Below are 24,359 nucleotides of genomic sequence, written 5' to 3' on the forward strand. Positions count from 1 at the left end.
TTCGGGGTTCTGTCGTTGAATACAGTTAGCGTCATTGCATTGCAAAGCGTTTTCGATTGCGACGCGGGCCCGGGCGAATTGCGACGATGTCGCATTTTCGTCAGTCCGACAGGCAGTCATTTGAGGGCTACCAACCCGAGACGCGCACAGCCTTATGCCGCACTAGCAATTGTAATAACCGCTTTTTAAGGCTTCATGAACACTTGATAGGATGACACCGAGGGATCATCCTATGCGCTCCATCCTGAAACGCCTGTTCGTTTTTACCACACTCCTCGTGAGCGCGACGTTCGCCCACGCGGATGATGTCCTGTTTACCGTTCGAAGCGCCAAAGGGGATTTTCAGGTGACCGAGGCGGTGGTCGAGAAACTTGGCACCGTCACCTACAAGGCGCTGGCACCCGGCATGGACGACGCGTTGCATGAGGTTCGCGGGCCGCTGATACGGGACGTCTTGAAGGCGGCGGGCGTTGAGGGCACGACCGCGGCCGCCGTGGCGCTCGACAAATACGAAGTCGAGATCCCGATGGCCGATTTCGCCACGCTCGACGTGATCGCCGCGATCGAGATGGACGGGGAGCGGCTCACCGTGCGCAGCAAGGGCCCCGCCTGGATCATCTACCCGACCGGTGAACATACCGAGCTCCAGAAGGATCCGGTCTACGAGGCACGCAGCATCTGGCAGCTCAAGGACCTTGTCGTAAAATGAAAATTCCGCGGCTCAACACGTCGAGCCTTCTCTGGATCCGCTTTCCGGCCATGCTCGGCCTCCTCGCCGTGATGCTCGTCGTCGGGCAGGACGGCGTGAAGAAGGTCGCGGACGGGATCAATCTTCGCCTCTTCAACTCGGCGCGCTTTGAAGAGGCGACGCGGTCGGAGATGGAGTTCAACGACCTCGTCAACAAGGCCTACCGCCTCGCCCAGGCCGACAACACCGTCAGCTGGGAGGACGTGCGGTTCGCACTCGATATCTTCTGGTCGCGGATGGATACGCTGCGAACCGCGAGCTACACGGATGCGCTGGCCAGTGGCGAGGTGATCGAGACCTCGGTGGTGTCGCGCATTTTCGCCAACCTTCCCAGGTTGGAGGCGGCGGTCCTTGCCCTGAAAGCCGGCGATCCGGCGAGCTTCAAGCAAGTCGGCGATTTCGCCATGGAGTTTCAGGCGCCGCTTCTGGAATATAGCGACCGTTCGTATACTGCGCGGCGCAACCAGCTTCGGGAACTGGTGGAAAAGGAACGGCAAAGCCTGGACGACCTGCGGTCGATACAGATCGAGTTCGTTGGCCTTTCCTGTCTCGTCCTGATCTACGTTCTGGTGGAACTCTCGTTGTCCCGGCGTTTCAATCGCCGCCTGAAGGTGGCGCTCGAAGACAAGCGGCGCCTGCTGGCGTCCGATCACCTGACCGGCATCGCAAACCGCCGCCGTTTTGAGGCAGCGCTTGCCGAGCAATCCATGACGGAAAGTTTTGCCGTCGTGCTCGTCGATCTCGACGGCTTCAAGGGCGTCAACGATACGCTCGGCCATGCGGCTGGCGACCATGTGCTGAAGGCGGTCGCGGAGATACTTGATAGCTTGCGCCTGGAGGCGGATATCGTATCTCGCCTCGGCGGCGACGAGTTCGCCATTCTGCTCGACGGATCGCGGGAGCGGGCACGCGACTATGCGGAGGCAGCCGTGGCGCGCATCTCCGCCGGCTGTTTCTTCGACGGCAAACCCGTGCGTATTTCCGCCAGTCTCGGCATTGCCCATATCGATGATGCGCGTATCGGCGCCACGCCCCAGCAGATGATGAAGGATGCGGATGCCGCGCTTTATGTCGCCAAGGCGGCGGGGCGCAATTGCATCCGTTTTACCACACCCGACATCATGGCCATGAGCCACCGTAAGCAGGCCCTTCAGGCGGAGATCCGGTCGGCCATCGAGACGGGGCAGATCGATGTCGCATTCCAGCCGATCGTTTCGCTGGCCGATGGACGCCCCACGAGCCTCGAAGCGCTCGTTCGGTGGGAGCATCCGGACCTCGGCCTGATCGATCCCCACGACGTCGTCGCCGCAGCGGAACAGGCGGGCGAAATCCTGCCGCTGACATTGTTCGTCATCGAGCGCGCCTGCAATATCCGCAGCACGCTCGCCGCCTGTGGCCGCAATCTGCAGGTAGCCGTCAACATTTCACCGCGCCTGCTCAATCTCGAACGGTTTTCCGACGCGGTGGTCGAGGTCATGCGCCGGCAGGCTGTTGTCAGGGGTGGCCTGCTCCTGGAACTGACCGAAGATGCGATGATGGATGAGAGCGAGACGGTTCTGCGCAACATCGAACATTTGCGAGACAGCGGCACCGATTTTGCCGTCGATGATTTCGGGCGCGGCTATTCCAATCTCGGGCGTCTGGCAGGCCTGGAGTTCCGGCGCGTCAAACTCGACAAATCGTTGATCGACAACATTACGAGTTCGGCGCGCAGCGTCGACATCGTTCGCGGCATCGGTCGTATGGCCACGGATCTCGGCATGGAGGTGGTTGCGGAGGGGGTGGAAACGGCAGAGCAGTTTACCGCTCTTCGCAGCCTCGGCATTCCGTTCGCGCAGGGCTATCATTTCGCCCGCCCGATGAAGCCGCTCGTGCTGCTGCCGTTTCTGCTTGGCAAGCCGGTGCCGGTCGAGCAGCGCACCTTGCGGGTCGCCGGCTGAACGTTGCCTTCTATTCAGGACTGTTTTTGAGCGGGCAGGCCTTTGGCCATTCCGCACCGAGCTGCTTTTCGTTATCAGGGACGCCCGTGGCGCTTTTAGGAATGTCCCTTTTGCGGCATTGTTTAGGATCGAAGCGGTTACAGGGCTGCCAGGGTGGCGCGCTTGAGAGGAAATGACATGGACGACACATCTGAACTGGCGGCCGGGCAGGCAGAAGGCGGCGGTCGCCGCTCGCGCGGCGAAGGTCGTGGTGCTGCTGCACGGCGTGCGTCGCGCACGGGCGGCGGTCCAGGCCCGTCGCTGCCGTACATCACCCGCAAAATCAAGGAATACGAGGTCTTGGACGAGGCAGGTCTGGCACTGATCGAGGCGAATGCCGACCTTATTCTTGAAGAGATCGGTATCGAATTCCGCGAAGACCCGGAAGCGCTTCAGCTCTGGAAGGAAGCCGGTGCCGATGTGCGCGGCGAGCGCGTGCACTTCCCGAAGGGCCTCTGCCGCGAACTCCTGAAGACCGCGCCGTCCAGCTTTACCTGGCATGCGCGCAATCCCGAGCGCAGCGTGCAGATCGGCGGCAAGGCCACCGTCTTCGCGCCGGTCTACGGCCCTCCATTCGTTCGCGACCTCGAAGGCAACCGTCGTTATGCGACGATCGAGGATTTCCGCAATTTCGTGAAGCTCGCCTATATGGCGCCGTCGATGCACTCGTCCGGCGGCACGGTCTGCGAGCCGGTCGACGTGCCGGTGAACAAGCGTCACCTCGATATGGTCTACAGCCATATCAAATATTCCGACAAGCCGTTCATGGGCTCGGTTACGGCACCTGAGCGCGCGGAAGACACGATCGCCATGGCAAAGCTCGTCTTCGGCGACGAGTTCGTCGAGAACAACTGCGTGACGTTGAACCTCATCAACGCGAACTCGCCGATGGTTTTCGACGAGACCATGGTGGGCGCGCTGAAGGTCTATGCCCGCCATAACCAGGCCTGCGTCGTCTCGCCGTTCATCCTGTCCGGTGCCATGAGCCCGGTCACCGTCGCCGGCACGCTGACGCAGATCCTTGCCGAGGTTCTCGCTGGCGCCGCCTTTACCCAGCTTATCCGCAAGGGGGCGCCGGTGCTGTTCGGCACCTTCGCGGCGTCGATCTCGATGCAGTCGGGTGCGCCGACCTTCGGCTCGCCGGAGCCGTCGCTCGTGTCCTATGGTGCGGCCCAGCTTGCCCGCCGTCTTGGCATTCCGTTCCGTACCGGCGGTTCGCTTTGCGGCTCCAAGGTTCCGGATGCGCAGGCGGCGCACGAATCGGCCAACACGATCAACATGACGCTGCTGGCCGGCACGAACTTCGTGCTGCACGCCGCCGGCTGGCTCGAAGGCGGTCTCGTCTCGTCCTACGAAAAGTTCATGATCGACCAGGATCAGCTCGGCATGATGCAGAAGCTGGCCGAGGGCGTGGACCTTTCCGAAAACGCGCAGGCGCTCGATGCCATCCGCGAAGTCGGCCCGGGCAGCCACTATCTCGGCTGTGCCCATACGCAGGCCAACTTCCAGACCGCTTTCTACCGCTCGCCGCTCGCCGACAACAACTCGTTCGAGCAGTGGGAAATCGAAGGCCAGAAGCGTATCGAGGAGCGTGCCAACGCGCTCTGCCGTTCGTGGCTGGAAAGCTACGAGGCGCCTTATCTCGATCCGGCCATCGACGACGCGCTGCTTGCCTATGTGGCGAGCCGCAAGGACTCGATGCCCGACGCCTTCACCTGAAAGGGTCCCGATCGCGCCAGGGAGCAAGGCGGAGCAACGCGGGTTGCCGACATGATCCAGAAAGAAGTCTGGCGCCCGCACTATGAACTCAAGGGGGACGTGACCAAGTGAGGTCGCATCGCCCCGATCTCGACACCATCCGTGCGGCTCTCGAGCCGCACGGTCTTTTTTTGCGCGGCACCGTCAATTTTTCCGAAGGGGAGGCCACGCCGATCCTGTCGAATGGTAACGCCGCCGCCAGTGTCGTGCTCATAGGCAATATCGGCAGTTCCCTCTGGCCCGCCTTTTCGCGCTGGCGGGAAGGGAGACCGGACCGCGGCGGCAGCGACCCGCTCGACACGTGGTCGAAGGAAATCATCCGGACCGTTGCCGCCACAGTCAACGCCACACCCTGGTTCCCCTCCGATCCGCCCTGGCAACCGTTCCAGCAATGGGCGATGCGTGCGGAAGGCCTGAAAGCCTCGCCGCTTGGCATCCTCATCCACCCCGTCTACGGACTCTGGCATGGCTATCGCGGCGCGCTCGGTTTTGCCGAACCCGTCGAGGACGCCCCAGCAGCAGTGGCACTGCATCCCTGTGACCACTGTCCAGACAAGCCATGCCTCACCACCTGTCCCGCTGGCGCGGTGCGTCCGGCCATTTTTGACGTATCCTCCTGTCGCGGGCATTTGCGGTCGCCGGAAGGACAGGGGGGCTGCATGGGCTCCGGCTGTCTCGCCCGCGCTGCCTGCCCGGTCGGCGCTGCCTACCGCTACAATGACAGCCAGCTTCGTTTCCACATGGCGGCGCTGTCGCTTTGACGCTTCGTTGAGCGGCGTCGCTAAATTCGCCGCATTGGCAGTCGAGCCAAGGGGCATGCGTTTCCTTCTGTTTTTCATATTTCTATTTGCCACCCTATCCTTGCGGAGCGTTGCCATGGCCGAACCGCCGAAATGTGCTGCGATCGAACATCTTTCCGGCCGCTACACCGTCTGTACCTTCGATCCGGCCACGGAGACGATCCGCCTTTACGGTGCGGCGACGTTGGGTGTGGGTGGCGCCAGCTATGACCAGCTCAACACGCATCTCCTGCGGAACCGGCAGCACGTGAGCTTTGCTATGAATGCTGGCATGTATCATGCGGACTACGGGCCGGTTGGGCTGCTGGTGGAGCATGGCCGGGAAACGGGTGGGCTCAATCGGGGTGATGCGTTCGGCAATTTCTTCCTGAAACCGAACGGCGTGTTCTGGGTGGGCGAGGGAAAGGCCGGTGTGATGGAGACGGAGGCCTACGCAAAAGCGGGGCTTTCGCCGCGCGAGGCGACGCAATCCGGGCCGATGCTGGTTGTCGAAGGCGAGATCCATCCGAGATTCCTGGCCGACGGCACGAGCCTGCAGATCCGCAACGGCGTCGGCATCCTGCCGGACGGCCGCGTCGCCTTAGTGATCTCGAACGATCCGGTGCGGTTCCACGATTTCGCGACGCTCTTTCGTGACCGGCTGCAATGCAAAAATGCCCTGTTTCTCGATGGCAGCATTTCCAGCCTCTACTCCCCGGAAACCCGGCGCCACGATCGCGATGCGGTGATGGGCACGATCATCGCCGTCGTGAAAAATCTGCCCGGCTGAGAAAAAAACCTCGCCGCCACCCAAGGATTGCCGCCCGACGGACGTCGTAGAGGTTAGTGAACTGCAATCGGGATGGACCCGTGGAAACAGAACTTGTCGAAAAGGCGGCATTGGGAGATCGGCAGGCCTTCGCTGCGCTGATCGAAAGCCGCTATGATTTCATCCATGCCGTCGCCTGGCGATGGTGCGGCGACCGGCAAGATGCCGAGGATGTGGCGCAGGAGGTGTGCATACGCCTCGCCGGCGCCATTCGCGGCTTCAAGGGGGCCAGCCGCTTCGGCACCTGGCTCTATACCGTCACGCTGAACGCGGCGCGTGACCAGATGCGCAAACGCCGCCGGGCCGAATGGCGCGATGCGGCTTATCTGCGCGAGCAGGCGGTGCTGGAAGGCGGCCCCGGCGAGGACGGCAGCGAGGAGCTGTGGCAGGCCGTGCGCCAGCTTCCCGACAAGCAGCGTGACGCCGTGCTGCTGATCTACGGCGAAGGCTTGAACCATGCGGCCGCGGCCGACGTGCTCGGCTGCGCCGAAACGACGATTTCCTGGCATGTGCACGAGGCCCGCAAGCGCCTGAAGGTGCTTTTGCGCGATGCCGCCGCGTGACGGAAGGATAGACGATGACCGATCTCGACCTCGATAAACTCGCCCGCCGCACCCCGCCCGCTGCGGATTCCTCCGCGCGTGCCCAGGCGCTTGCTGCCGCCATGCTGGCTTTTGACGACGCGGAAAAAAATGCGACCACCCCCCAAGGATCGACAGACGGCGGGCGTCGAAGCTCCATGTTCAACTGGATATGGAGTCCCATCATGAACCGCAAACTTCTCGCCGGCTCGGCCCTTGCCACGCTTCTCGTCGTGCCCGTCGCTGGCCTCTTTACCTATGAACTGGTGCGCAATGGCACGGTGCCGCTGACCGCCGAAACAGAGATTGCGGCGAAGCCGGTTGATCAGGATCTGCGCGCTCGCAAGCAGGAGGCAAAGAAGGTTCAGGGCGAGGTGCAGACCGCCGCAGAAAGTGATGCCGTCGCGACGGCCGCCGACACGGCTCAGGCCACGAACACGCTCGCAGCCGAGCCGGCACCGGTTGCCGAACTGCACGATGAGAAGGAGGCGGCGGGGGTGCCGGAGTCGCTGGCCCTCGGTGGCGCTGCCAATATGGACATGCTGAATCGATCGATCGTGCAGCCCTCCGCCGTGGCGGATGCAATTGCGATGCCCACGCCAGAGGAGGACCGCGAACGCTTTGCCTCCGCCGATCCAAACCCGGTGAAGAGTGTCGCGACCGACCCGGTCTCGACCTTCTCCGCCGATGTCGACACGGCGTCCTACTCTTATGCGCGCGGTTCGCTGCTCGGCGGTAGCCTGCCGGATGCCGAAGCCGTGCGTGTCGAGGAGCTGGTCAACTATTTCCCCTATGACTGGAAGGGTCCGGAGACGGCGGAGAAGCCGTTCAATGCCACCGTCACGGTCATGCCGACGCCGTGGAACAAGGACACGGAACTGCTCCATATCGGCATCAAGGGTTTCGAGACCGTGGCGACCGAGCAACCATCGGCCAACCTCGTCTTCCTCATCGACGTCTCCGGCTCGATGGACGAGCCGGCCAAGCTGCCGCTGCTCAAAAGCGCCTTCCGCCTGCTTGTCGGCAAGCTGAAGGATACGGATACGGTATCGATCGTCACCTATGCCGGCAATGCCGGCGTGGTGCTGGAGCCGACGCAGGCGAAGGAACGCGATACGATCCTCGCCGCCATCGACAATCTCCAACCGGGCGGTTCGACGGCCGGCGCCGAGGGCATCGAGACGGCTTACCGGCTGGCGCAGAAGGCGTTCAAGAAGGATGGCGTCAACCGCGTCATGCTAGCGACGGATGGTGACTTCAACGTCGGTCCGGCGAGCGACGAGGAGCTGAAGCGTGTCATCGAGGAGCGTCGCAAGAGCGGCATCTTCCTCTCCGTTCTCGGTTTCGGCCGCGGCAACTACAATGACGGCATGATGCAGACGCTGGCGCAGAACGGCAACGGCACCGCCGCCTATATCGATACGCTGGCCGAAGCGCAGAAGACGCTGGTGGAGGAGGCGGGATCCTCGCTCTTCCCTATCGCCAAGGACGTCAAGTTCCAGATAGAGTTCAATCCGGAGCGCATCGCCGAATATCGCCTGATCGGCTACGAAACCCGCGTGCTCAACCGCGAGGATTTCAACAATGACAAGGTGGATGCCGGCGACATCGGCTCCGGCCACCGTGTCACCGCGATCTACGAGGTGACGCCGAAGGGCAGCCCGGCCGTGCTGAACGATCCCCTGCGTTACGGCAAGGAGCAGGCGGCGGCAACTCCCGCCACAGGCAGTTCCGAACTCGCCTTCCTGAAGATGCGCTGGAAGAAGCCGAATAGCGACACGAGCGAACTTGTCACCCTGCCGGTGACGGACGCCAATGCTGTCGCCGATGTGAATGCAGCCTCGGCGGACGTGCGTTTCTCCGTCGCGGTTGCCGCCTTCGGGCAGAAGCTGAAGGGTGTCTCCGCCCTTCAGGACTATGCCTACGGCTCGATCCTCGGCCTCGCGGAAGCCGCCAAGGGCAATGATCCGTTCGGCTACCGGGCGGAATTCATAAAGCTCGTCCAGCTTGCCGGCGGTCTTTCCGGGGAGAAGGCGCAGTAAGGCGCGCGGCCTCTCATCCGGCCTGCCGGTCTCCTTCTCCCCGCAGGCGGGGAGAAGGCAACAAGCCGAGATGTTTTCCGTGCTTGCGTGGCTTCTTGTTCGAGGAGGCCGGCGTAGTATCCCCTTCACCCCGGTTGCGGGGGGACGGTGGCGGTAACCGGAAGAGAGGCGCCGTCCAGCGCCTCTCCTTTGTTTGAGGCAGCGGCGTGCAGCGGGGCTCGGCGTCTTCGGGCAGTCCCAGTCCGGCATCGCGCAGCAAGCGAACATCCTTGCGCGCGATAAGCAACCGCAACGCCTCCCGTTCCGCCCGCGCCTGACGGTAGCGCTCCACCATTTCCAGCAGTTTTCCGAAAATTCCCATGGCCTTTGCCTTCCCTTGCTGCGCAAGAGCCAAGCAAAGCTGTAGACATTTCACAAACGAATAGCGATGATGGCAGGTATCAGGAAAAGCGATGGCGTCATGTATCCCCCTCTCGAAAGCGACCTGCTCAGGATTTTTGTCACCGTCTCCGACGCCGGCAATGTCACGCATGCGGCCGACAGGCTCGGCCGCACCCAGTCTGCCGTCAGCATGCAGGTGCGCAAGCTCGAGGAATCGGTCGGCGTGTTGTTGTTCGAGCGTGGCCCGCGTGGGGTTGCGCTGACCGTGGAGGGCAGACGGCTGCTGCCCTATGCCAAGCGCATCGTCGGGCTGGTCGACGAGACGACGGCAGCGATGCGCACCTTGCCGCTGGACGGGCCGGTGCGGGTCGGCATTCCCGAGGAATACAACCAGACGGTCCTGCCCAATGCGCTTGCCGCCTTTGCGGAGACCCATCCAGGCGCCGAGGTGACGGTGTTTTGCGGTTATACAGCCCAGCAGATGGAGGCCTTGGACGCGGACGAACTCGACCTTGCTGTCATCTTCGAGTGGGACGGCGGGATTTCCGGCGAGCTTCTGGCGATCGACCCAACCGTCTGGGTGGCTTCCAATGCGCACAACCTGCATCTGGAGCGTCCGGTACCCGTCGCCTTCTATCGGCGCTCGGTCTGGTGTCGGGAGTTCGCGCAACGCTCGCTGGAGCGCTACGCGATCCCGTACCGCGTCGCCTATACCAGCGATACGAGCAGCGGGCTGCGTTCGGCGGTTGCGAGTGGGCTTTCCATTGCGCCGCTCGCCCGCAGCAACATTCCGCCGGGCGCGCGGGAATTGACCCTTGCGGACGGTTTTCCGACGGTCGATTCCTCGCGGGTCGTGCTGAAGCGCAATCCGCGGCGTGGCGGGCCGGCGATCGACGGGATGGCGGACCTCATCCGCAAATCCTTCGGGCCGCTGGCGGCTGCGGCGGATCAGGCTTTCGGGTAGGCCCGTTCGAGGCCACCGGACCGCGTCAGCCCGGCGCGGAACGCGGCGAAGGCGGCATGCTGGCTGGAGCGGGCGGTTTCGACAAGCCGCATCTGCAAGCGCGCGGGTGCCGTGTTGCCCAGCCATTCGCCGAGCTTTTCCAGCTTCAGCGAGTTGAGGAACCGCGCGGCAGCGGCACGGTTGAGAAAGAGGTCGAGCCCTTCCAGCAGGTTCTCGTCCTGCTTGGCGTTTTCCATCAGCAGTCGGAGATAGGCCTGCTCGGCCTCGCCAAGCGCGGCGAGCTTGTCGGCTACGGTGTCCCGGTCCGGAAAGGCTGCAAGATCCGCGCTCATGTTCGTCCCCCTGAGAACCGTCCTGCCTTTGGATAGGACGCGGAAAAACGCCTCGCAAGCCCGCGAGACGTGTTTGGACTGAAAATCCAATATTGACAAAAAGTCTATTTTTGGATTGTGTGCCGCCATGTTCGACTCATCAAACGCCGATCTGCTGCTTCGCCAGCATGCCGCGACGGCCGCGGCCATTTCCACCCTGTTCTATCCCCATGCCGAGGTCGTGCTGCACGATCTCGAAACGGGGCTGATTGCCGGCATCTGGAATGCCTTTTCCGGCCGCAAGGCGGGCATGGACTCGCTTGTCGAAAACGCGCTGGAGGCGGCGGGGGAGGCAGGCATCTACGGCCCCTATGAAAAGACCGGCGAGGACGGGCGGCGGCTGAAATCGGTGACCGCCGTGCTGAAGGACGACCATGACCAGGCGCTTGGCCTGCTCTGTATCAACATGGATGTCTCGCATTTCGAGGCGGCGGCCAGGCTGCTTTCCGCCTTCACGGGCGTCGCGACACAACGGCCGCCATCGCTTTTTGCCGGTGACTGGCGGGAGGAAATCAACACCGCGCTGCATGATTGGCTGCGCACCCGTGGCCTGGCGCTGACGGCCCTCAGGAAGGGCGACCGGGTGGCGCTCGTTGCCGCCCTCGACGAACGCGGCCTTTTCCAGACGCGCAACGCCGTTGATCACCTGGCTTCCCTTATCGGCGCCTCGCGCGCCTCGATCTACAACTATCTCGCCGATGCCCGGCGCCAGAACCAGAAGGACAGGCCATCGTGAGCACGCTGCCGGATTTCCGCCTCGAAACCCATTTCTCGCGCTGGGAGTTCAAGGCGCGCCACCACATGACGGCGAGCGACGCCGAGACCATGACGATGTCCGATCTGCTGGCACTGGCCGGCTCGGAGGACCGCGAGACGTGGGAGCGCGTCTCGCTCGGTTATTCCGAGACCTGGGGCGCGCCGGCACTGCGCGAAACCATCGCCTCGACCTATGACACGCTCTCCGGCGCCGATGTCCTGACTTTTGCCGGCGCGGAGGAGGGGCTGTATTGCGCCATGCTGGCTTTGCTCGGGCCGGGCGACCATGCCATCGTCACCGTGCCGAACTATCAGTCGATGGAGACCATGCCGGTCACCATCACCGGCAATGTCACGGGGATCGCGCTTCACCCGGAGAACCGTTGGCAACTCGATCTCGATGATGTACGGGCAGCCCTTCGGCCGGAAACCAAGCTCATCGCCGTCAATTTTCCGAACAATCCGACCGGTGCCATCGCCGACCAGGAGATTTTCCGCGGCCTCGTCGATCTTTGCGCCGAACGTGGCATCCACCTGTTCTCCGACGAGGTCTATCGCGGGCTGGAGATCGACGACGAGAAACGCCTGCCACAGGCGGCCGACCTGTTTGACAAAGGCATCTCTCTCAACGTGATGTCCAAGGCCTATGGCCTGCCTGGCCTGCGCATCGGCTGGATCGCCAGCCGTGACCATGCGCTGCTCGAACGCATGGAGAAGATGAAGCACTACCTCTCCATCTGCAACGCACGCCCTTCCGAGGTGCTGGCGGACATCGCGATCAAGGCGCGCGAGACGATCTTTGCCCGCAACCGTTTGCTCTGCGTGGAAAACATGGTCAAGATCGGGGCCTTCTTTGCCGATTTCCCGCATCTCTACGACTGGGCAGCACCGGATGGCGGCTGTGTCGCCTTTCCCCGGTATCTCGGCAAGGATGGCGTGGAAGACCATTGCCGCCGGCTCGTCGAGGAGAAGGGCGTGCTGCTGCTGCCCTCCACCCTCTACGTTTCGGATCTCCTGCCGGTGCCGATGGATCGTTTTCGCGTCGGCGTCGGGCGGCGCAACATCGATGCGGGTCTGGACGCCTGGCGGGAGTTCCTGGCTGGTACCTGATCGGTCTCGTCAGGCGCTCATCCGGGTGAGTTTTGCCCGCAGGTCATCAAGACTCGCGAGGAACCAGATCGACCGGCCCTTGTTCGTCTCGCGCACAAAATCGGTGAGCGCCTTGCTGTTTTCGAGCAGCGGGGCGATGTCGCCGACGATAGCGCAGCGCAGATGGTAGTTGACGAATTTCTGAAAAACGGTCCCGGCGAGGCGCGTTTCGAGCCGGAGGAAATCCGGCCCGAGGCGCTCCACCGGGATGGCGATGAGCTGGGCCTCCGTCGAGAAGGCTTCGCTGATGACGTCGTTGCCGTCCGCTTCTGTTGCAATCGGCGGTCCGTCAACGGCGAGCACGAGAACGTTCGTGCCGGCTATCTCCATCGTGTTCGTCATCTTCGTCTCCATCGTTGTTCGGCCTAATTCTTCTTCAGAATGTCGGTCGCTTTGTGGTCGTCGTCGACACCGTCGACCAGCAGTATGTCGCCGTCGGAATTCAAGGTGCGAAGCGGCAGGATCGCACGGTAGGCATCGGATGCGTACCAGTCCTCGGCCGCCTTGCGGGTCGGGAAGGACAGCATGATCACGTCGCCGGCAAAGCTGCCTTCCAGCACGCGCTTGTTTCCATCGCCATGGATCACGAACTTGCCGCCGAAGGGCGCCATGGTGGCGTCGATCCCCTCCAGATAGGCGACGATCTGCGGCCCCATCGTGACATTGCGAAGGTGGGTGAGGGCGTAGGTGGTCATCGGGCTTCTCCTGTGAACGGGTTTCGTTGACAGGCAGACTAGGTGGCCGGTTGCGGCAGATCGATTACCTTGCAGGTAATGCCAAGGCCTACTCGCAAGAAAAAGCCGCCCGTGGCGTTTGCCGGGGCGGCTGATGGATGATCTTTCGGGAGAGCTCAGCCGCGGCGGCGACTGCTGCGCTCTCTGGTCGGTTGGGCAGCGCTTTCGTCGGCGGTCTTGTTGCGCAGCGGGCCGATCTTTTCGATGATCTCGGCAAGGGCCGGGCGTTCGCGCGGCTCATGCGCATCGAGGGCCACGCGCATGGCGGCGAGGTGCTCGCAGGACGTGCCGCAGCAACCGCCGATGATGCGGGCGCCGGCGTCGCGGGCAAGGCGGGCATATTCGGCCATCAGCGGCGGCGTGCCGGAATAGTAGATTTCCGAACCGCGAAATTCCGGGATGCCGCAATTGCCCTTGACGACGACGGTCGCCGACGGATCGGCGCCGGTCATGTCGAGCAGGGAAGAGAGGATGTCGGAGGCACCGACGCCGCAGTTGGCGCCCACCGCGAGCGGACCCGCGCCGATATCACCGGCAACGCCATAGATGTCGCGGGGATGCAGGCCCATCATGGTCTTGCCGGCGGTATCGAACGAGCCGGTATAGACGAAGGGCATGCCGACCTTGGTGGCGGCTTCCGCAGCCGCACGGATTTCCTCCGCGGACGACATGGTCTCGATCCAGGCGACGTCCGCGCCGCCGGCCTTGAGGCCCTCGATCTGCTCTGCGAAGGCGGCGACGGCATCGTCATAGGTCAGCGCGCCGAGCGGAATGAGCAACTCGCCCGTCGGGCCGACGGAGCCGGCGACGATAACCGTGCGTTCAGCCTTGTCGGCGACGGCGCGGGCGATTTCTGCTGCCACCTTGTTCAGCTCATGAACGCGGTCCTGGGCGTGATGCAGCTTCAGGCGATGGCGGGTGCCGCCGAAGGTGTTGGTGAGGATGATATCCGCGCCGGCGTCGACGAAATCCTGGTGCAGCTTGGTGATGTTTTCCGGCTTGGCTTCGTTCCACAGCTCCGGCGCCTCGCCAGCCTCCAGGCCCATGGCGAAGAGCGAAGTCCCGGTTGCGCCATCGGCAAGCAGGAAGGACTTTTCGGCAAGCAGCTCGGCAAGCGGGTTCGTCGCGGTCATGGAGGTATCCTTCTGTTTGTCACATCATATAAAGATTTCTTTATGTGATTGCAACGCTGCTTTGGCGGCAAAACAAAAGGGCGCCCGGGGAGGGCGCCCTTGTTCCAAGGTCTGGGCGACTATCAGGCAGCCTTTGCCTCATGGCTTGTCGGCGTCACCATGCTGGAGATGATGGCGCTGAGGCTGATTGCGCCAACCGGCTTGCCGCTCTCGTCCACGACATGGGCGAGCGTCTGGTTCACCGAGGTCATGGCACGCGCGGCCACTTCCAGCACGGTGCCCTTGACGATCGGCATGCCTTCCGGGTTGCCGGAGAGCGGCGCCATGATCGTCTCGACATTGACCACGCGGCCGCGGTTCACTTCCTTGACGAAGGCCGTGATGTACTCGTCCGCCGGGTTCAGCACGATTTCCTGGCCGGTGCCCTGCTGCACGACCATGCCGTCGCGCAGGATTGCGATCTTGTCGCCGAGGCGCAGTGCCTCGTCGAGATCGTGCGTGATGAAGACGACGGTCTTCTTGAGCTCCTTCTGGAGATCGAGAAGCACGGTCTGCATGTCCACACGGATCAGCGGATCGAGCGCCGAATAGGCTTCGTCCATCAGCAGGATGTCGGCGTCGTTGGTCAGCGCCCGGGCAAGGCCTACACGCTGCTGCATGCCGCCCGAAAGCTGGTTCGGGTAATGATTCTCGAAACCGGAAAGGCCGACGCGGGCGATCCACTGCTTGGCGCGCTTTTCCCGGTCTTCCTGGCCGACGCCCTGGATTTCCAGACCGTAGACGGTGTTTTCCAGAACCGTGCGGTGCGGCAGCAGCGCGAATTTCTGAAACACCATCGCCGTCTTGTGGCGGCGGAACTCCCGCAGGTCGTTCTCGTTCATCTTGCAGACGTCGACGCCGTCATAGAGCACTTCGCCGGCGGTCGGGTCGATCAGGCGGTTGATATGGCGGATCAGCGTCGATTTGCCGGAACCGGAGAGGCCCATCACCACCATGATGCCGCCGGCCGGCATCGAGATGTTGATGTCGCGCAGGCCGAGAACATGGCCGTATTTCTCGTTCAGCTCTGCCTTGCCGAGGCCCTTCTTGACTGCATCGACATAGTCGCCGCCGCGGGGTCCGAAGATCTTGTAGAGATTGCGGACCTCGATTGCATGACTAACCATGAATTACCTCCGAATGCTTCTGCAGCCGTCTGCCATAGGCCTGGCTTGTACGGTCGAAAATGATGGCGATGGCCACGAGCGCGAACCCGTTGAGGAACCCGACCGTGAAGAACTGGTTGTTGATGGCCTGCAGCACGTTCTTGCCAAGACCACCGACGCCGACCATCGAGGCGACGACGACCATGGCGAGCGACATCATGATGGTCTGGTTGATGCCGGCCATGATGGTGGGCAAGGCCAGCGGCATCTGCACGTTCTTGAGCTTCTGCCAGCCGGAGGAGCCGAAGGCGTCCGCGGCTTCCAGCACCTCCTTGTCGACGAGCCGGATGCCGAGATTGGTAAGGCGGATCATTGGCGGTACGGCATAGATGACGACCGCGATCAGCCCCGGCACCTTGCCGATGCCGAAGATCATGACGACGGGGATGAGATAGACGAAGCTCGGCATCGTCTGCATCACGTCTAGAATCGGGTTGATGATGCCCTGGACGCGATCGGAGCGGGCCATCACGATACCGATAGGGATACCGACGATGATCGCGATCATCGTACAGACCGTCACCATGGCCAGCGTCACCATCGTATCGTTCCACAGGCCCAGAAGGCCGATGGCGAACATGGAGAGCGCAGTGCCGATGGTGATCTTTATGTTGCGGCTGCCGTAATAGACGATCGCCACCATGATGATCAGGATGATCGGCCAGGGTGAACTGACGAACAGCCGTTCAAGATAGTTCAGAAACCACTGCAATGGCTGCACCATTGCGTCGATAATGTTCACATATTCTCTTACGAGGCCCTTGAAACCATCATCGATGACTTTTCGTGCGCCGCGGACGCTGGCGTCACTGAAGGCCGGAAACTTGCATAGAAAGCCTGGCAACAATTCGCATATGCCTGCCATCCTTTTCCCCTCTTTCTACCGGAAGTTATTGTTCCGCATCGCAATGAAATGAGTTTGCAATTGCGAACGGAACGGCGCGCACAGGGATATTCTTGTTCTGGTTCCCGGCTTGCAGTTCGTATTCGCACGAACTGCCGCTTGATACTGTGCTGTTTGCGACCTCTGCAGTTTCTTGGGCGGGCGTCAGGCAAAAAGCCAGCGTCCTCGTTCAGGTCGCGAAAGAAAGGCCGGCAGCCGGGGAGGGCTGCCGGCGATCGGTGTGTCAGAGAGCGGCCTTGACCTTCTCCGCGACATCCGGGGCGACCCACTTGGTCCACATGTCCGGATAGTTTTCGAGGAAGTGTTTTGCGGCGTCTTCGTTGGTGCCCTGGTTGTCGGTCATCCAGGCGAGAACCTTGCCGACCGTGCCGTTATCCCACTGGCGGGTCTTCATGTAGTCCATAGCAACGCCGGCCTTTTCGGAGAAGGACTTGGTCACGACGGTGAAGACGTCCGAGGTCGGATAGGAGTTGACCTTCGGATCCGCGCAGTCCGGCACGGCGGTGCAGGCGTCCCAGTCGGCCTTGTTGTGCTCGACGCCGAAGGACAGGCGCGTCATCTCGTACTTGCCGAGAATGGCGGTCGGTGCCCAGTAGTAGCCGAGCCAGCCGGCCTTCTTCTCGAAGGCGTTGGCGATCGAGCCATCGAGGCCCGCGGCCGAGCCCGTGTCGACGAGCGTGAAGTTCATGTCGTCGGCCTTGAGCGCCTTATAGAGGTTGGCGGTCGAAACCTGGCAGTTCCAGCCCGACGGGCAGTTGTGCACAGCGCCCTTGGAGGCGTCTTCCGGTGCGGGGAAGAGGTCCGGATGCTTCAGCGCGTCCTGCACCGTCTTGATGTCGGGATGCGCGTCGGCGAAGAATTTCGGGACCCACCAGCCTTCGACGCCACCTTCCGAGAGGAGGGGAGCGAGCTGGATCAGGCGGCCTTCGGCAATGGCCGCGTCAAGCGGCGTGCGCACGGCGTTCACCCACATTTCGGGCGCGACATCCGGTTCGCCCTTTTCATTCATGGAGGTGAAGGTGGGCATCGTATCACCGGTCACCAGCGTGACGGTGCAGCCATAGCCGTTTTCGAGGATGAGCTTGTCGACATGCGCGGCAACGCCGGCAGAGGCCCAGTTCATTTCGGCGATCGAGACTTCACCGCAGTCTGCCGCCTGGGCAGAACCGGCAAAGCCATAGAGGCCGGCAGCGAGGATAGTGGAAGCAAGGAGCTTCTTCATAGATTAAGACCTCCCAGTCTTAGATGCAGCGATCAACCCGGAAGGCAGCGCAGGTTACTGCGGTGTCCCGTCTGCCCGAAAGTTTTACGGCAGCCATGGAGGTTCGATGCCAGGTGAGGCGAGCCAACCCCCTGCTGCAACGACGCCGAGCCTTTTTTCTGATCCGCCGGCGGAACCCTGTCACCGGCGATGTGTCTTCGTGCGTCACAGGAAGCAGCCTACGGGTTCTCATTGAGAAATCAACCTCCTGAGCGGCATTCCTGCGCCGGAAGCGGCGCGCCGGACGATCAGGATGCTGAAAATCCGACAACCTATCGGTGGAAAAATTGGGCGTTTGCTCGCATCGGGGCAAATGTTCATGGCCCCGTTTCCCGGGGGATACGGATGGTCGTTGAATGCGGACATATCCTGTTCCGAATGCGCCGCTTTCGCCCTCTGAAAAATAATTCGCAATTTTTCAAAAAAAATCGCGATTCACCTTTGCTTAAGGTCTCAATAACGGTCCGGTAAGGATGTGCCGCTATTGCTTTCCTCACGGCGGGGGACACCGCCGCCCGCTCCGGAAAGGTATTGCGTACCGGAGTGCCTGGGCCCCGATGCGTTTTTGTCGGAAGCCGCCATGCGTATTTTGGCAAGCCGTGTATCACCGAAAGGGATGCACGGCTTTCGCCGTTTCAGGGCCGTGGAAATGGCAATAAAAAACGCCGCCTCCCGGAGAGAGGCGACGTTGCATGCGAGCGGACCTGACGTCGCGCTCGAAAGTTAGCCGACGGAGCGCGTACGGATGAAGCCCAGCGGGCCGAGCGGCGCGTCCATGACGACGTTGCGCACGCGGGACTGGTTCTGCGGGGCGACGCCGTTCCAGGCGATCTGTACGAAGTTCGGCTTGCTGAAGATGAACAGCATTGTCTTTGTCCTTGAAACCCGAAGCCACACGCCCCGGCTGTTTGATGACGTGGATATAAGCGTACCCGAGGGAAAAGTCACGATCGTTCACGGCGCAAAATGTCGCAAAATGAATAGCAAATCTGCCATGCTTGCATTGCATGGCGCGCTGTTGCGAAAATGCACCTGCCGGCGGTGTAAGATTGGGGCGGAATTGCGGTAAATCAGGGCTTTTCGGCGGCAGGCGGGAATGCTAGTTGGGGCGCATGACAAGAACGATCATGCTCCAGGGCACCGGCTCTGATGTCGGAAAAACGGTATTGGTGGCAGGGCTCTGCCGCATCGCTGCAAATCGCGGCTTGAAGGTGCGTCCCTTCAAGCCGCAGAACATGTCGAACAACGCCGCCGTTTCGGCCGATGGCGGCGAGATCGGCCGGGCGCAGTGGCTGCAATCGCTCGCTGCCCGCGTGCCGTCCTCCGTGCACATGAACCCGGTGCTGCTGAAGCCGCAATCCGACGTCGGCAGCCAGATCATCGTGCAGGGCAAGGTGTTCGGCCAGGCGAAGGGGCGGGACTACCAGGCACTGAAACCGAAGCTGATGGGCGCCGTGCTGGAAAGTTTCGAGACGATCTCGGCGGGTGCCGATCTCGTCGTCGTCGAGGGCGCGGGCTCGCCGGCGGAAATCAATCTCCGGGCAGGGGACATCGCCAATATGGGTTTTGCGACGCGCGCCGGCGTGCCCGTCGTGCTCGTTGGCGACATCGACCGCGGCGGCGTGATTGCCTCGCTCGTCGGCACCCATGCCATCCTGCCGGATGAAGACCGGCGCATGGTCACCGGCTACCTCATCAACAAGTTTCGCGGCGACGTCACGTTGTTCGACAGCGGGATTACGGAGATTGGCCGCTTTACCGGCTGGCCGTGCTTCGGCGTCGTTCCCTGGCTGAAACAGGCAGCACGCCTGCCGGCGGAAGATTCCGTCGTGCTGGAGCGGCTTGCCAAGGGGGGCGAGGGCGCGCTGAAAGTGGCGGTGCCGGTCCTGTCGCGCATTGCAAATTTCGATGATCTCGATCCGCTCAAGGCCGAGCCGCAGGTGGATCTTGTCTTCGTGCGCCCCGGGGAGCGCATTCCGACCGATGCCGGGCTTGTTATCCTGCCTGGCTCGAAATCCACCATCGCGGACCTGCGCGATTTCCGAGCAGCGGGCTGGGACAGGGATCTCGCCCTGCATATGCGCCGCGGTGGCCGCGTCATCGGCATTTGCGGCGGCTACCAGATGCTGGGCCAACGGGTTACGGACCCGCTCGGTATCGAGGGGAGCGAGGGGGAGGTCGAAGGCCTTGGCCTGCTCGCGGTCGAAACGGAGATGGCGCCGGAGAAGACCGTGCGCAACAGCACGGCGCATTCACTGCAATATGACGTGCCGCTGGAAGGCTATGAAATCCATCTCGGCAAGACCACGGGGCCGGATACGCTGCATCCCTCGGTCCGTATCGACGGGCGCGCCGATGGGGCCGTTTCGGCCGATGGGCGGGTGATGGGCACCTACCTGCACGGCCTCCTCTCCAGCGACGCCTACCGGGCCGGACTGCTTGCCGATTTCGGCATCGAAGGCGGCGGATTCGATTATCGAAAGAGCGTCGACGAGGCGCTGGATGGTGTGGCGGCGGAGCTGGAGGCGGTTCTCGACCCCGTTTGGCTCGATGGCCTTTTGGGCGCCGCTGATTAAACTGGCCTTCTGAAACGTACAGCCATCGGGTTCTTCGCCACCGGCCTGCCGCACCAAAGTTGCGCCAGAATTCGGTGCGAGGAGTGACGGAAATCCGCCCGGTCATCGGGCTTTAAGCCTTCGCGCGCTCCGAAAGGGTGAGAAATATGGGTTCTGGACCTCTCGCACGATCCGTTCTGGTGAGATGCGGCCTTGCAAGCCTCGTCGGGCTGTCGCTTTGCGGCCTGCCGGTCGCCGCCTTCGCCCAGACGACGGGCAAGGAAGCGACGAGTGCGGGAAAGCGCTGGGAGGAGGAGTTCGCCCTCTGGCAGAAGGTTTCCGCCGGCAGCGACGTCACACAGTACGAAGGTTATCTGAAGACCTATCCGAACGGCACCTTCGCCTCGATGGCGCGCCTGCGCATCGCTGAATTGCAGGCCAGCACCAAGGCCAAGCCGACGACCGGAAGCTCTGAGCAGGCTGGTGCAAAGGCCAAGGCGGACGAGGCCGCCGCCGCCGAACAAGCGAAGGCCGAGGAAGCCGAGCGTGCGGCCGCCGAAGCCAAAAGGGCCGAGGAAGACGCCCAGAAAGCCGCAGAAGCGGAAAAGGCCAAGGCCGATGCGGAGGCAGCCCGGTTGAAGGCGGAAGCCGATGCAAAGCAGGCCGAAGAGGAAGCCCGCAAGGTTGCAGAAGCGGAAAAGGCAAAAGCCGATGCGGAAGCCGCCCGCTTGAAGGCTGAAGCCGAGGCAAAACAAGCTGCAGAGGAAGCCCGCAAGGTCGCGGAGGCGGAAAAGGCAAAGGCCGAAGCGGAAGCGGCACGCCTGAAGGCGGAAGCCGAGGCGAAGCAGGCTGAAGAGGAAGCGCGCAAGGTTGCCGAGGCGGAAAAGGCCGAGGCGGAAGCCGCGCGCCTGCAGGCGGAGGCTGAGGCAAAGAAGGCGGAAGAAGAAGCGGCTGCCCGTCAGCTTGCCGAAGAAAAGGCGGCTGAAGAAAAGGCGGCTGCGGAGGAGAAGGCACGGGCGGAGGCTGCCGCCGCCGAAAAGGCGCGCGTCGAGGAAGCCGCTCGCCTGAAGGCGGAAGCCGATGAGAGGGAAGCCGCCGCCCGCAAGCTCGCCGATGAAAAGTCAGCCGAGGCCGAGCGCCTGAAGGCAGAGGCGGAGGCTGCGGCGGACAAGGCCAAGACGGAAGAGGCTGCCCGGGTGAAGGCCGAGGCTGAGCGCGCGAAGGCCGAAGAGGCTGCCGCTGCGGAAAAGGCGCGTGCCGAGGAAGAGGCCGCCGCCCGTCGCGACGCCGATGTCAAGCGCGTCGAGGTTGAGAAGGCGGCCGCTGCCGAAAAGGCTCGGATCGAGGAAGAGGCCGCCGCTGCCCGCAAGCTTGCGGAAGAGAAAGCTGCCGAAGTGGAGAAACTGAAGGCCGAAGCCGCCAAGGCTGCGGCGGACGCCGAGGCGAAGGCCACGGAAGCGGCCCGCCTTGCCGACGAGGCGGAAAAACGCGCCGAAGAGGCGGCGACTGCAAAGAAGCAAGCTGAAGCCGATAACGCGGCAGCCGCGGCCCGCAAAAATGAAGCGCAGGGTGCCGAGACGAAGGACCGGGGCCTTGCCGTGGAACAGGCCGATGCGGCGAAGCGCGAAGAGGAAACCTTCCGCAAAGCCGTGCTCGACGGTTCGGCAGATGCTTTCCGCGACTATCTCAGGGCTTATCCGAATGGCCGATTCCTCGCGGATGCTCGCGAACGGCTCTCGACGCTTGCCGATGCCGCGCGCCAGCAAACACAGGAAACCAAGCCGAAGCAGGAGACGGCGACCACGGAAACCGAGCGCAAGGTCGTCGAGGAACCGGTCATTGACCCACGCGAAGCCTATATGCAGCGCTCGACCCGTGTGCAGGCGCAGCGCTGGCTGAGCGTTCTGGGCTTCAACACCTATGGCGCGGATGGCGTGTTCGGACCGCGTACCCGCTCGGCGATCGCGTCATGGCAGGGCTCGTCCGGTTATCGCGCTGACGGCTACCTGTCGCGTGCGCAGTTCCGTGAACTCCGGCAGGCCGCGCAGTATGCTCAGGCTCGCCAGAATCGCCAGCGTCAATATCAGCAGCGCCAGTACCAGCAACGCCAGTACCAGCAGGACTATGACGTGCTGGAAGGCCCCGTTGACGGCTACTACGAGCGCTACAACGGTGACGACGGCTACTACAATGGCGGCGGTGGCATGGTGATCATCCCCGGCTATTGAGATTGCGACGACCGGACGGCGGTTTCAGCACAGGTGATGCCGCTGCCGGTCGATTGACTTCACGGGACGGGAAGCATAATCATCCGCAGTATTGGATGGTTCCCGGATCCGGAAACGGATCGGGGAGTAAATGGGAATGTGACGCGGCGGACCCAATTAGGGCGCTGCAATCACGGCCGACCCCGCGACTGTAGAGTGGCGAGGAACGTTCATCCGGTGGGGAGGATTTGTGTGGGTCATGGGGCATGGTGCTCCGGGCTGCACAGAGAAAACCAGCCGGAAAAGCCACTGGGTGGCATTGCGATAAGCCAAGGCTCGGACGCCTCTTTCTCTACGAATCGTCCACCTTTCGCGATGCTGATACCCGGGAAGGTGAGAGCGGTCCGCAGGCGTGAAAACGCCGGACGCCACGAGCCAGGAGACCTGCCAGCCGATGAGGGCATATCGCTCGACCTGGGGAGGGGCTTCCCCAACGCCTGCACGGAGGTTGTCATGGCTGTTTCCGCTACGTCTACTGTTACCCTTTCCGCAAACGATCGCCTTGTCGCCGGCGCGCTTGCGCTGCTGCTCGGTGCCTTCCTCGTTTTCAGCGCCGGCCTGGCAAATTCGGCCGTGCTGCACGATACGGCGCACGACACCCGTCACTCCTACGGCTTTCCCTGCCACTAAGGAGTTTTTGACATGATCGTTCGTTATCTCCTGGCCGCCCTGGTGGCCGGGCTGTTCTCTGGCGTGCTGATGACAGCCGCCCAGGAGGCACGAGTCGTGCCGCTCATTCTTCACGCAGAAGAATTCGAGGGCGGCGGCGAAGAAACCGCACCGGCAACTGATGGCACGACGCCCACCACGGGTGGCGCCGCCACGACGCAGGAGCATTCCTCGCTCGGCGCCGTGATTCTGGACGTCGCGTCTTACCTGTCGCCGGTTTCCGTCGCCTATGCCCATGAGGGCGAGGAGCACGAGGAAGGTGGCATCATGTTCGGCATGAGCCGTTTCTCCGGCACGCTTTTGGCCAACCTTGTCACCGGCACCGGCTTTGCGCTTCTGCTGGCGGGTTTCAGCCTGGTTTCCGGACACCCGATCACCGTCGCGAACGGTGCGCTCTGGGGTGCCTCCGGCTGGCTTGCCGTGCATATGCTGCCAGCCATCGGCCTGCCGCCGGAACTTCCGGGTTTCCCGGCTGCTGATCTTACCCAGCGCCAGATCTGGTGGGTTGCGACCGTCCTGCTCTCGGCCGGGGGACTGTACCTCCTGTTCCTGAAGCAGGGTATCGTGGCCAAGGTCGCCGGCATCGTGTTGATTGCGGCGCCGCAGGTTTACGGCGCGCCGCAGCCGAGCGACATTTCCAGCAACGTTCCGGCCGTTCTCGGTGCGGAGTTCGCGGTTGCGGCACTTGCCACGACGCTGTTCTTCTGGATCGTGCTCGGTCTCGCGTTGGGCTTTGCCAACGAGAAAGTCGCCAAGGCTGCCTGATATGACGCAAAAATCGCCCGGGGCCGTCCTGGTTCTGGGCGGTGCGCGTTCCGGAAAATCCGCTTTTGCCGAAAGGCTGGTCGCAGAGACCGGCCTTTCGCGTCATTATATCGCCACCGGCCGTGCCTGGGATGACGAGATGCGGGAGCGCATCGCCAGACACCGGGAAGACCGCGGCAAGGGGTGGGAAACCTATGAAGAGCCGCTTGCACTCGCCGAACGCATAAAAGATGTGGCGCGTGAGGACCGGGCAGTGCTCATCGATTGCCTGACGCTCTGGGTCACCAACCTGATGCTGGAGGAACGGGACATCGCCACCGAATTTACCGGCCTCATCGAGGTCATCGCGACGGCGCCGGGTCAACTGGTCTTCGTGTCGAACGAGGTCGGTCTCGGCATCGTGCCGGAAAACCGCATGGCGCGCGACTTCCGCGACCATGCCGGGCGGCTGCACCAGCAGGTCGCCGCCCTCGTGCCAAATGTTTATTTCGTTGCGGCCGGACTGCCGCTGAAAATGAAGGGTTGAGCC

General features: G+C 62.8%; 24 protein-coding genes and 1 riboswitch. Of the genes, 15 read left to right on the plus strand and 9 right to left on the minus strand.

Going from position 1 to position 24,359, the window contains the following annotated elements:
• Window positions 1-232 precede the first annotated feature (232 nt).
• From BSY16_RS03805 to BSY16_RS03835, 7 genes are all read left to right on the plus strand, one after another.
• Window positions 233-709: a putative pterin-binding protein gene (locus tag BSY16_RS03805; RefSeq protein WP_069058442.1), complete on the plus strand. Its 477-nt coding sequence runs from the start codon at window positions 233-235 to the stop codon at window positions 707-709.
• Window positions 706-2,688 carry a putative bifunctional diguanylate cyclase/phosphodiesterase gene (locus tag BSY16_RS03810; protein WP_069058443.1) on the plus strand — a complete coding sequence of 661 codons (1,983 nt, stop codon included), beginning with the start codon at window positions 706-708 and terminating at the stop codon, window positions 2,686-2,688. Before BSY16_RS03805 ends, BSY16_RS03810 begins: the two co-directional genes overlap by 4 nt.
• A gap of 177 nt (window positions 2,689-2,865) precedes the next feature.
• Window positions 2,866-4,446 (plus strand): trimethylamine methyltransferase family protein, encoded by a 1,581-nt coding sequence (locus BSY16_RS03815; RefSeq protein WP_069058444.1) that lies wholly within the window; start codon window positions 2,866-2,868, stop codon window positions 4,444-4,446.
• A gap of 107 nt (window positions 4,447-4,553) precedes the next feature.
• The gene (locus BSY16_RS03820) at window positions 4,554-5,246 is read left to right on the plus strand and encodes a ferredoxin family protein (RefSeq protein WP_069058445.1); all 693 of its coding nucleotides are present in this window, start codon (window positions 4,554-4,556) and stop codon (window positions 5,244-5,246) included.
• A 115-nt stretch (window positions 5,247-5,361) separates the two neighbouring features.
• A complete protein-coding gene (locus BSY16_RS03825; protein WP_286157179.1) occupies window positions 5,362-6,054 on the plus strand; it encodes a phosphodiester glycosidase family protein in 693 nt (230 codons plus the stop codon).
• An 80-nt stretch (window positions 6,055-6,134) separates the two neighbouring features.
• Window positions 6,135-6,656 (plus strand): RNA polymerase sigma factor, encoded by a 522-nt coding sequence (locus BSY16_RS03830; protein ID WP_069058447.1) that lies wholly within the window; start codon window positions 6,135-6,137, stop codon window positions 6,654-6,656.
• A 14-nt stretch (window positions 6,657-6,670) separates the two neighbouring features.
• Window positions 6,671-8,716, plus strand: a complete 2,046-nt coding sequence (locus tag BSY16_RS03835; protein ID WP_069058448.1) for a vWA domain-containing protein — start codon at window positions 6,671-6,673, stop codon at window positions 8,714-8,716.
• Window positions 8,717-8,729: 13 nt separating this feature from the next.
• Here BSY16_RS03835 and BSY16_RS31870 read toward each other — a convergent pair whose 3' ends face one another.
• Window positions 8,730-9,077 carry a hypothetical protein gene (locus BSY16_RS31870; RefSeq protein WP_150129870.1) on the minus strand — a complete coding sequence of 116 codons (348 nt, stop codon included), beginning with the start codon at window positions 9,075-9,077 and terminating at the stop codon, window positions 8,730-8,732.
• Between the two features lie 99 nt (window positions 9,078-9,176).
• Here BSY16_RS31870 and BSY16_RS03845 point away from each other — a divergent pair, with 99 nt between their 5' ends.
• Complete coding sequence (locus tag BSY16_RS03845) at window positions 9,177-10,061, plus strand: LysR family transcriptional regulator (RefSeq protein ID WP_069058450.1); 885 nt, start codon at window positions 9,177-9,179, stop codon at window positions 10,059-10,061.
• Here BSY16_RS03845 and BSY16_RS03850 read toward each other — a convergent pair.
• Window positions 10,046-10,393: a hypothetical protein gene (locus BSY16_RS03850; RefSeq protein ID WP_069058451.1), complete on the minus strand. Its 348-nt coding sequence runs from the start codon at window positions 10,391-10,393 to the stop codon at window positions 10,046-10,048. The genes BSY16_RS03845 and BSY16_RS03850 overlap by 16 nt on opposite strands.
• Window positions 10,394-10,520: 127 nt before the next feature.
• On the opposite strand from BSY16_RS03850, the gene BSY16_RS03855 reads away from it, so the two are divergent.
• On the plus strand, window positions 10,521-11,168 hold the full coding sequence (locus tag BSY16_RS03855) for a helix-turn-helix transcriptional regulator (RefSeq protein WP_069058452.1): 648 nt from the start codon (window positions 10,521-10,523) through the stop codon (window positions 11,166-11,168).
• Complete coding sequence (locus BSY16_RS03860) at window positions 11,165-12,298, plus strand: aminotransferase class I/II-fold pyridoxal phosphate-dependent enzyme (RefSeq protein ID WP_069058453.1); 1,134 nt, start codon at window positions 11,165-11,167, stop codon at window positions 12,296-12,298. Before BSY16_RS03855 ends, BSY16_RS03860 begins: the two co-directional genes overlap by 4 nt.
• A 9-nt stretch (window positions 12,299-12,307) precedes the next feature.
• Here BSY16_RS03860 and BSY16_RS03865 read toward each other — a convergent pair whose 3' ends face one another.
• The 7 genes from BSY16_RS03865 to BSY16_RS31875 form a co-directional block, all read right to left on the minus strand.
• A complete protein-coding gene (locus tag BSY16_RS03865) occupies window positions 12,308-12,679 on the minus strand; it encodes a DUF4180 domain-containing protein (RefSeq protein ID WP_069061351.1) in 372 nt (123 codons plus the stop codon).
• A 23-nt stretch (window positions 12,680-12,702) separates the two neighbouring features.
• The gene (locus BSY16_RS03870; protein ID WP_069058454.1) at window positions 12,703-13,032 is read right to left on the minus strand and encodes a DUF1330 domain-containing protein; all 330 of its coding nucleotides are present in this window, start codon (window positions 13,030-13,032) and stop codon (window positions 12,703-12,705) included.
• A gap of 155 nt (window positions 13,033-13,187) precedes the next feature.
• The gene (bmt, locus tag BSY16_RS03875; RefSeq protein WP_069058455.1) at window positions 13,188-14,204 is read right to left on the minus strand and encodes a betaine--homocysteine S-methyltransferase; all 1,017 of its coding nucleotides are present in this window, start codon (window positions 14,202-14,204) and stop codon (window positions 13,188-13,190) included.
• Between the two features lie 122 nt (window positions 14,205-14,326).
• On the minus strand, window positions 14,327-15,370 hold the full coding sequence (locus BSY16_RS03880) for a quaternary amine ABC transporter ATP-binding protein (protein ID WP_069058456.1): 1,044 nt from the start codon (window positions 15,368-15,370) through the stop codon (window positions 14,327-14,329).
• Window positions 15,363-16,274, minus strand: a complete 912-nt coding sequence (locus tag BSY16_RS03885; RefSeq protein WP_069058457.1) for an ABC transporter permease — start codon at window positions 16,272-16,274, stop codon at window positions 15,363-15,365. Before BSY16_RS03885 ends, BSY16_RS03880 begins: the two co-directional genes overlap by 8 nt.
• Before the next feature lie 262 nt (window positions 16,275-16,536).
• Window positions 16,537-17,535: an ABC transporter substrate-binding protein gene (locus tag BSY16_RS03890; protein ID WP_069058458.1), complete on the minus strand. Its 999-nt coding sequence runs from the start codon at window positions 17,533-17,535 to the stop codon at window positions 16,537-16,539.
• 762 nt (window positions 17,536-18,297) lie between these two features.
• Entirely contained in the window at window positions 18,298-18,441 is a 144-nt protein-coding gene (locus tag BSY16_RS31875) for a hypothetical protein (RefSeq protein WP_150129871.1), read from the minus strand.
• Window positions 18,442-18,686: 245 nt separating this feature from the next.
• On the opposite strand from BSY16_RS31875, the gene BSY16_RS03895 reads away from it, so the two are divergent.
• The 5 genes from BSY16_RS03895 to cobU all read left to right on the plus strand — a co-directional run bounded on the left by BSY16_RS03895 (window position 18,687) and on the right by cobU (window position 24,356).
• Window positions 18,687-20,150 carry a cobyric acid synthase gene (locus BSY16_RS03895; protein WP_069058459.1) on the plus strand — a complete coding sequence of 488 codons (1,464 nt, stop codon included), beginning with the start codon at window positions 18,687-18,689 and terminating at the stop codon, window positions 20,148-20,150.
• 146 nt (window positions 20,151-20,296) lie between these two features.
• Window positions 20,297-22,357 (plus strand): peptidoglycan-binding domain-containing protein, encoded by a 2,061-nt coding sequence (locus BSY16_RS03900; protein ID WP_069058460.1) that lies wholly within the window; start codon window positions 20,297-20,299, stop codon window positions 22,355-22,357.
• Window positions 22,358-22,436: 79 nt separating this feature from the next.
• A riboswitch (cobalamin riboswitch) is annotated at window positions 22,437-22,802 on the plus strand.
• Window positions 22,803-22,849: 47 nt separating this feature from the next.
• A complete protein-coding gene (locus BSY16_RS03905; protein ID WP_069058461.1) occupies window positions 22,850-23,026 on the plus strand; it encodes a CbtB domain-containing protein in 177 nt (58 codons plus the stop codon).
• Window positions 23,027-23,038: 12 nt separating this feature from the next.
• Window positions 23,039-23,830 (plus strand): CbtA family protein, encoded by a 792-nt coding sequence (locus BSY16_RS03910; protein WP_069058462.1) that lies wholly within the window; start codon window positions 23,039-23,041, stop codon window positions 23,828-23,830.
• Between the two features lies 1 nt (window position 23,831).
• Window positions 23,832-24,356, plus strand: a complete 525-nt coding sequence (gene cobU, locus BSY16_RS03915; RefSeq protein WP_069058463.1) for a bifunctional adenosylcobinamide kinase/adenosylcobinamide-phosphate guanylyltransferase — start codon at window positions 23,832-23,834, stop codon at window positions 24,354-24,356.
• Window positions 24,357-24,359 lie beyond the last annotated feature (3 nt).

This window comes from Sinorhizobium sp. RAC02, from assembly GCF_001713395.1.
Taxonomy (GTDB): domain Bacteria; phylum Pseudomonadota; class Alphaproteobacteria; order Rhizobiales; family Rhizobiaceae; genus Shinella.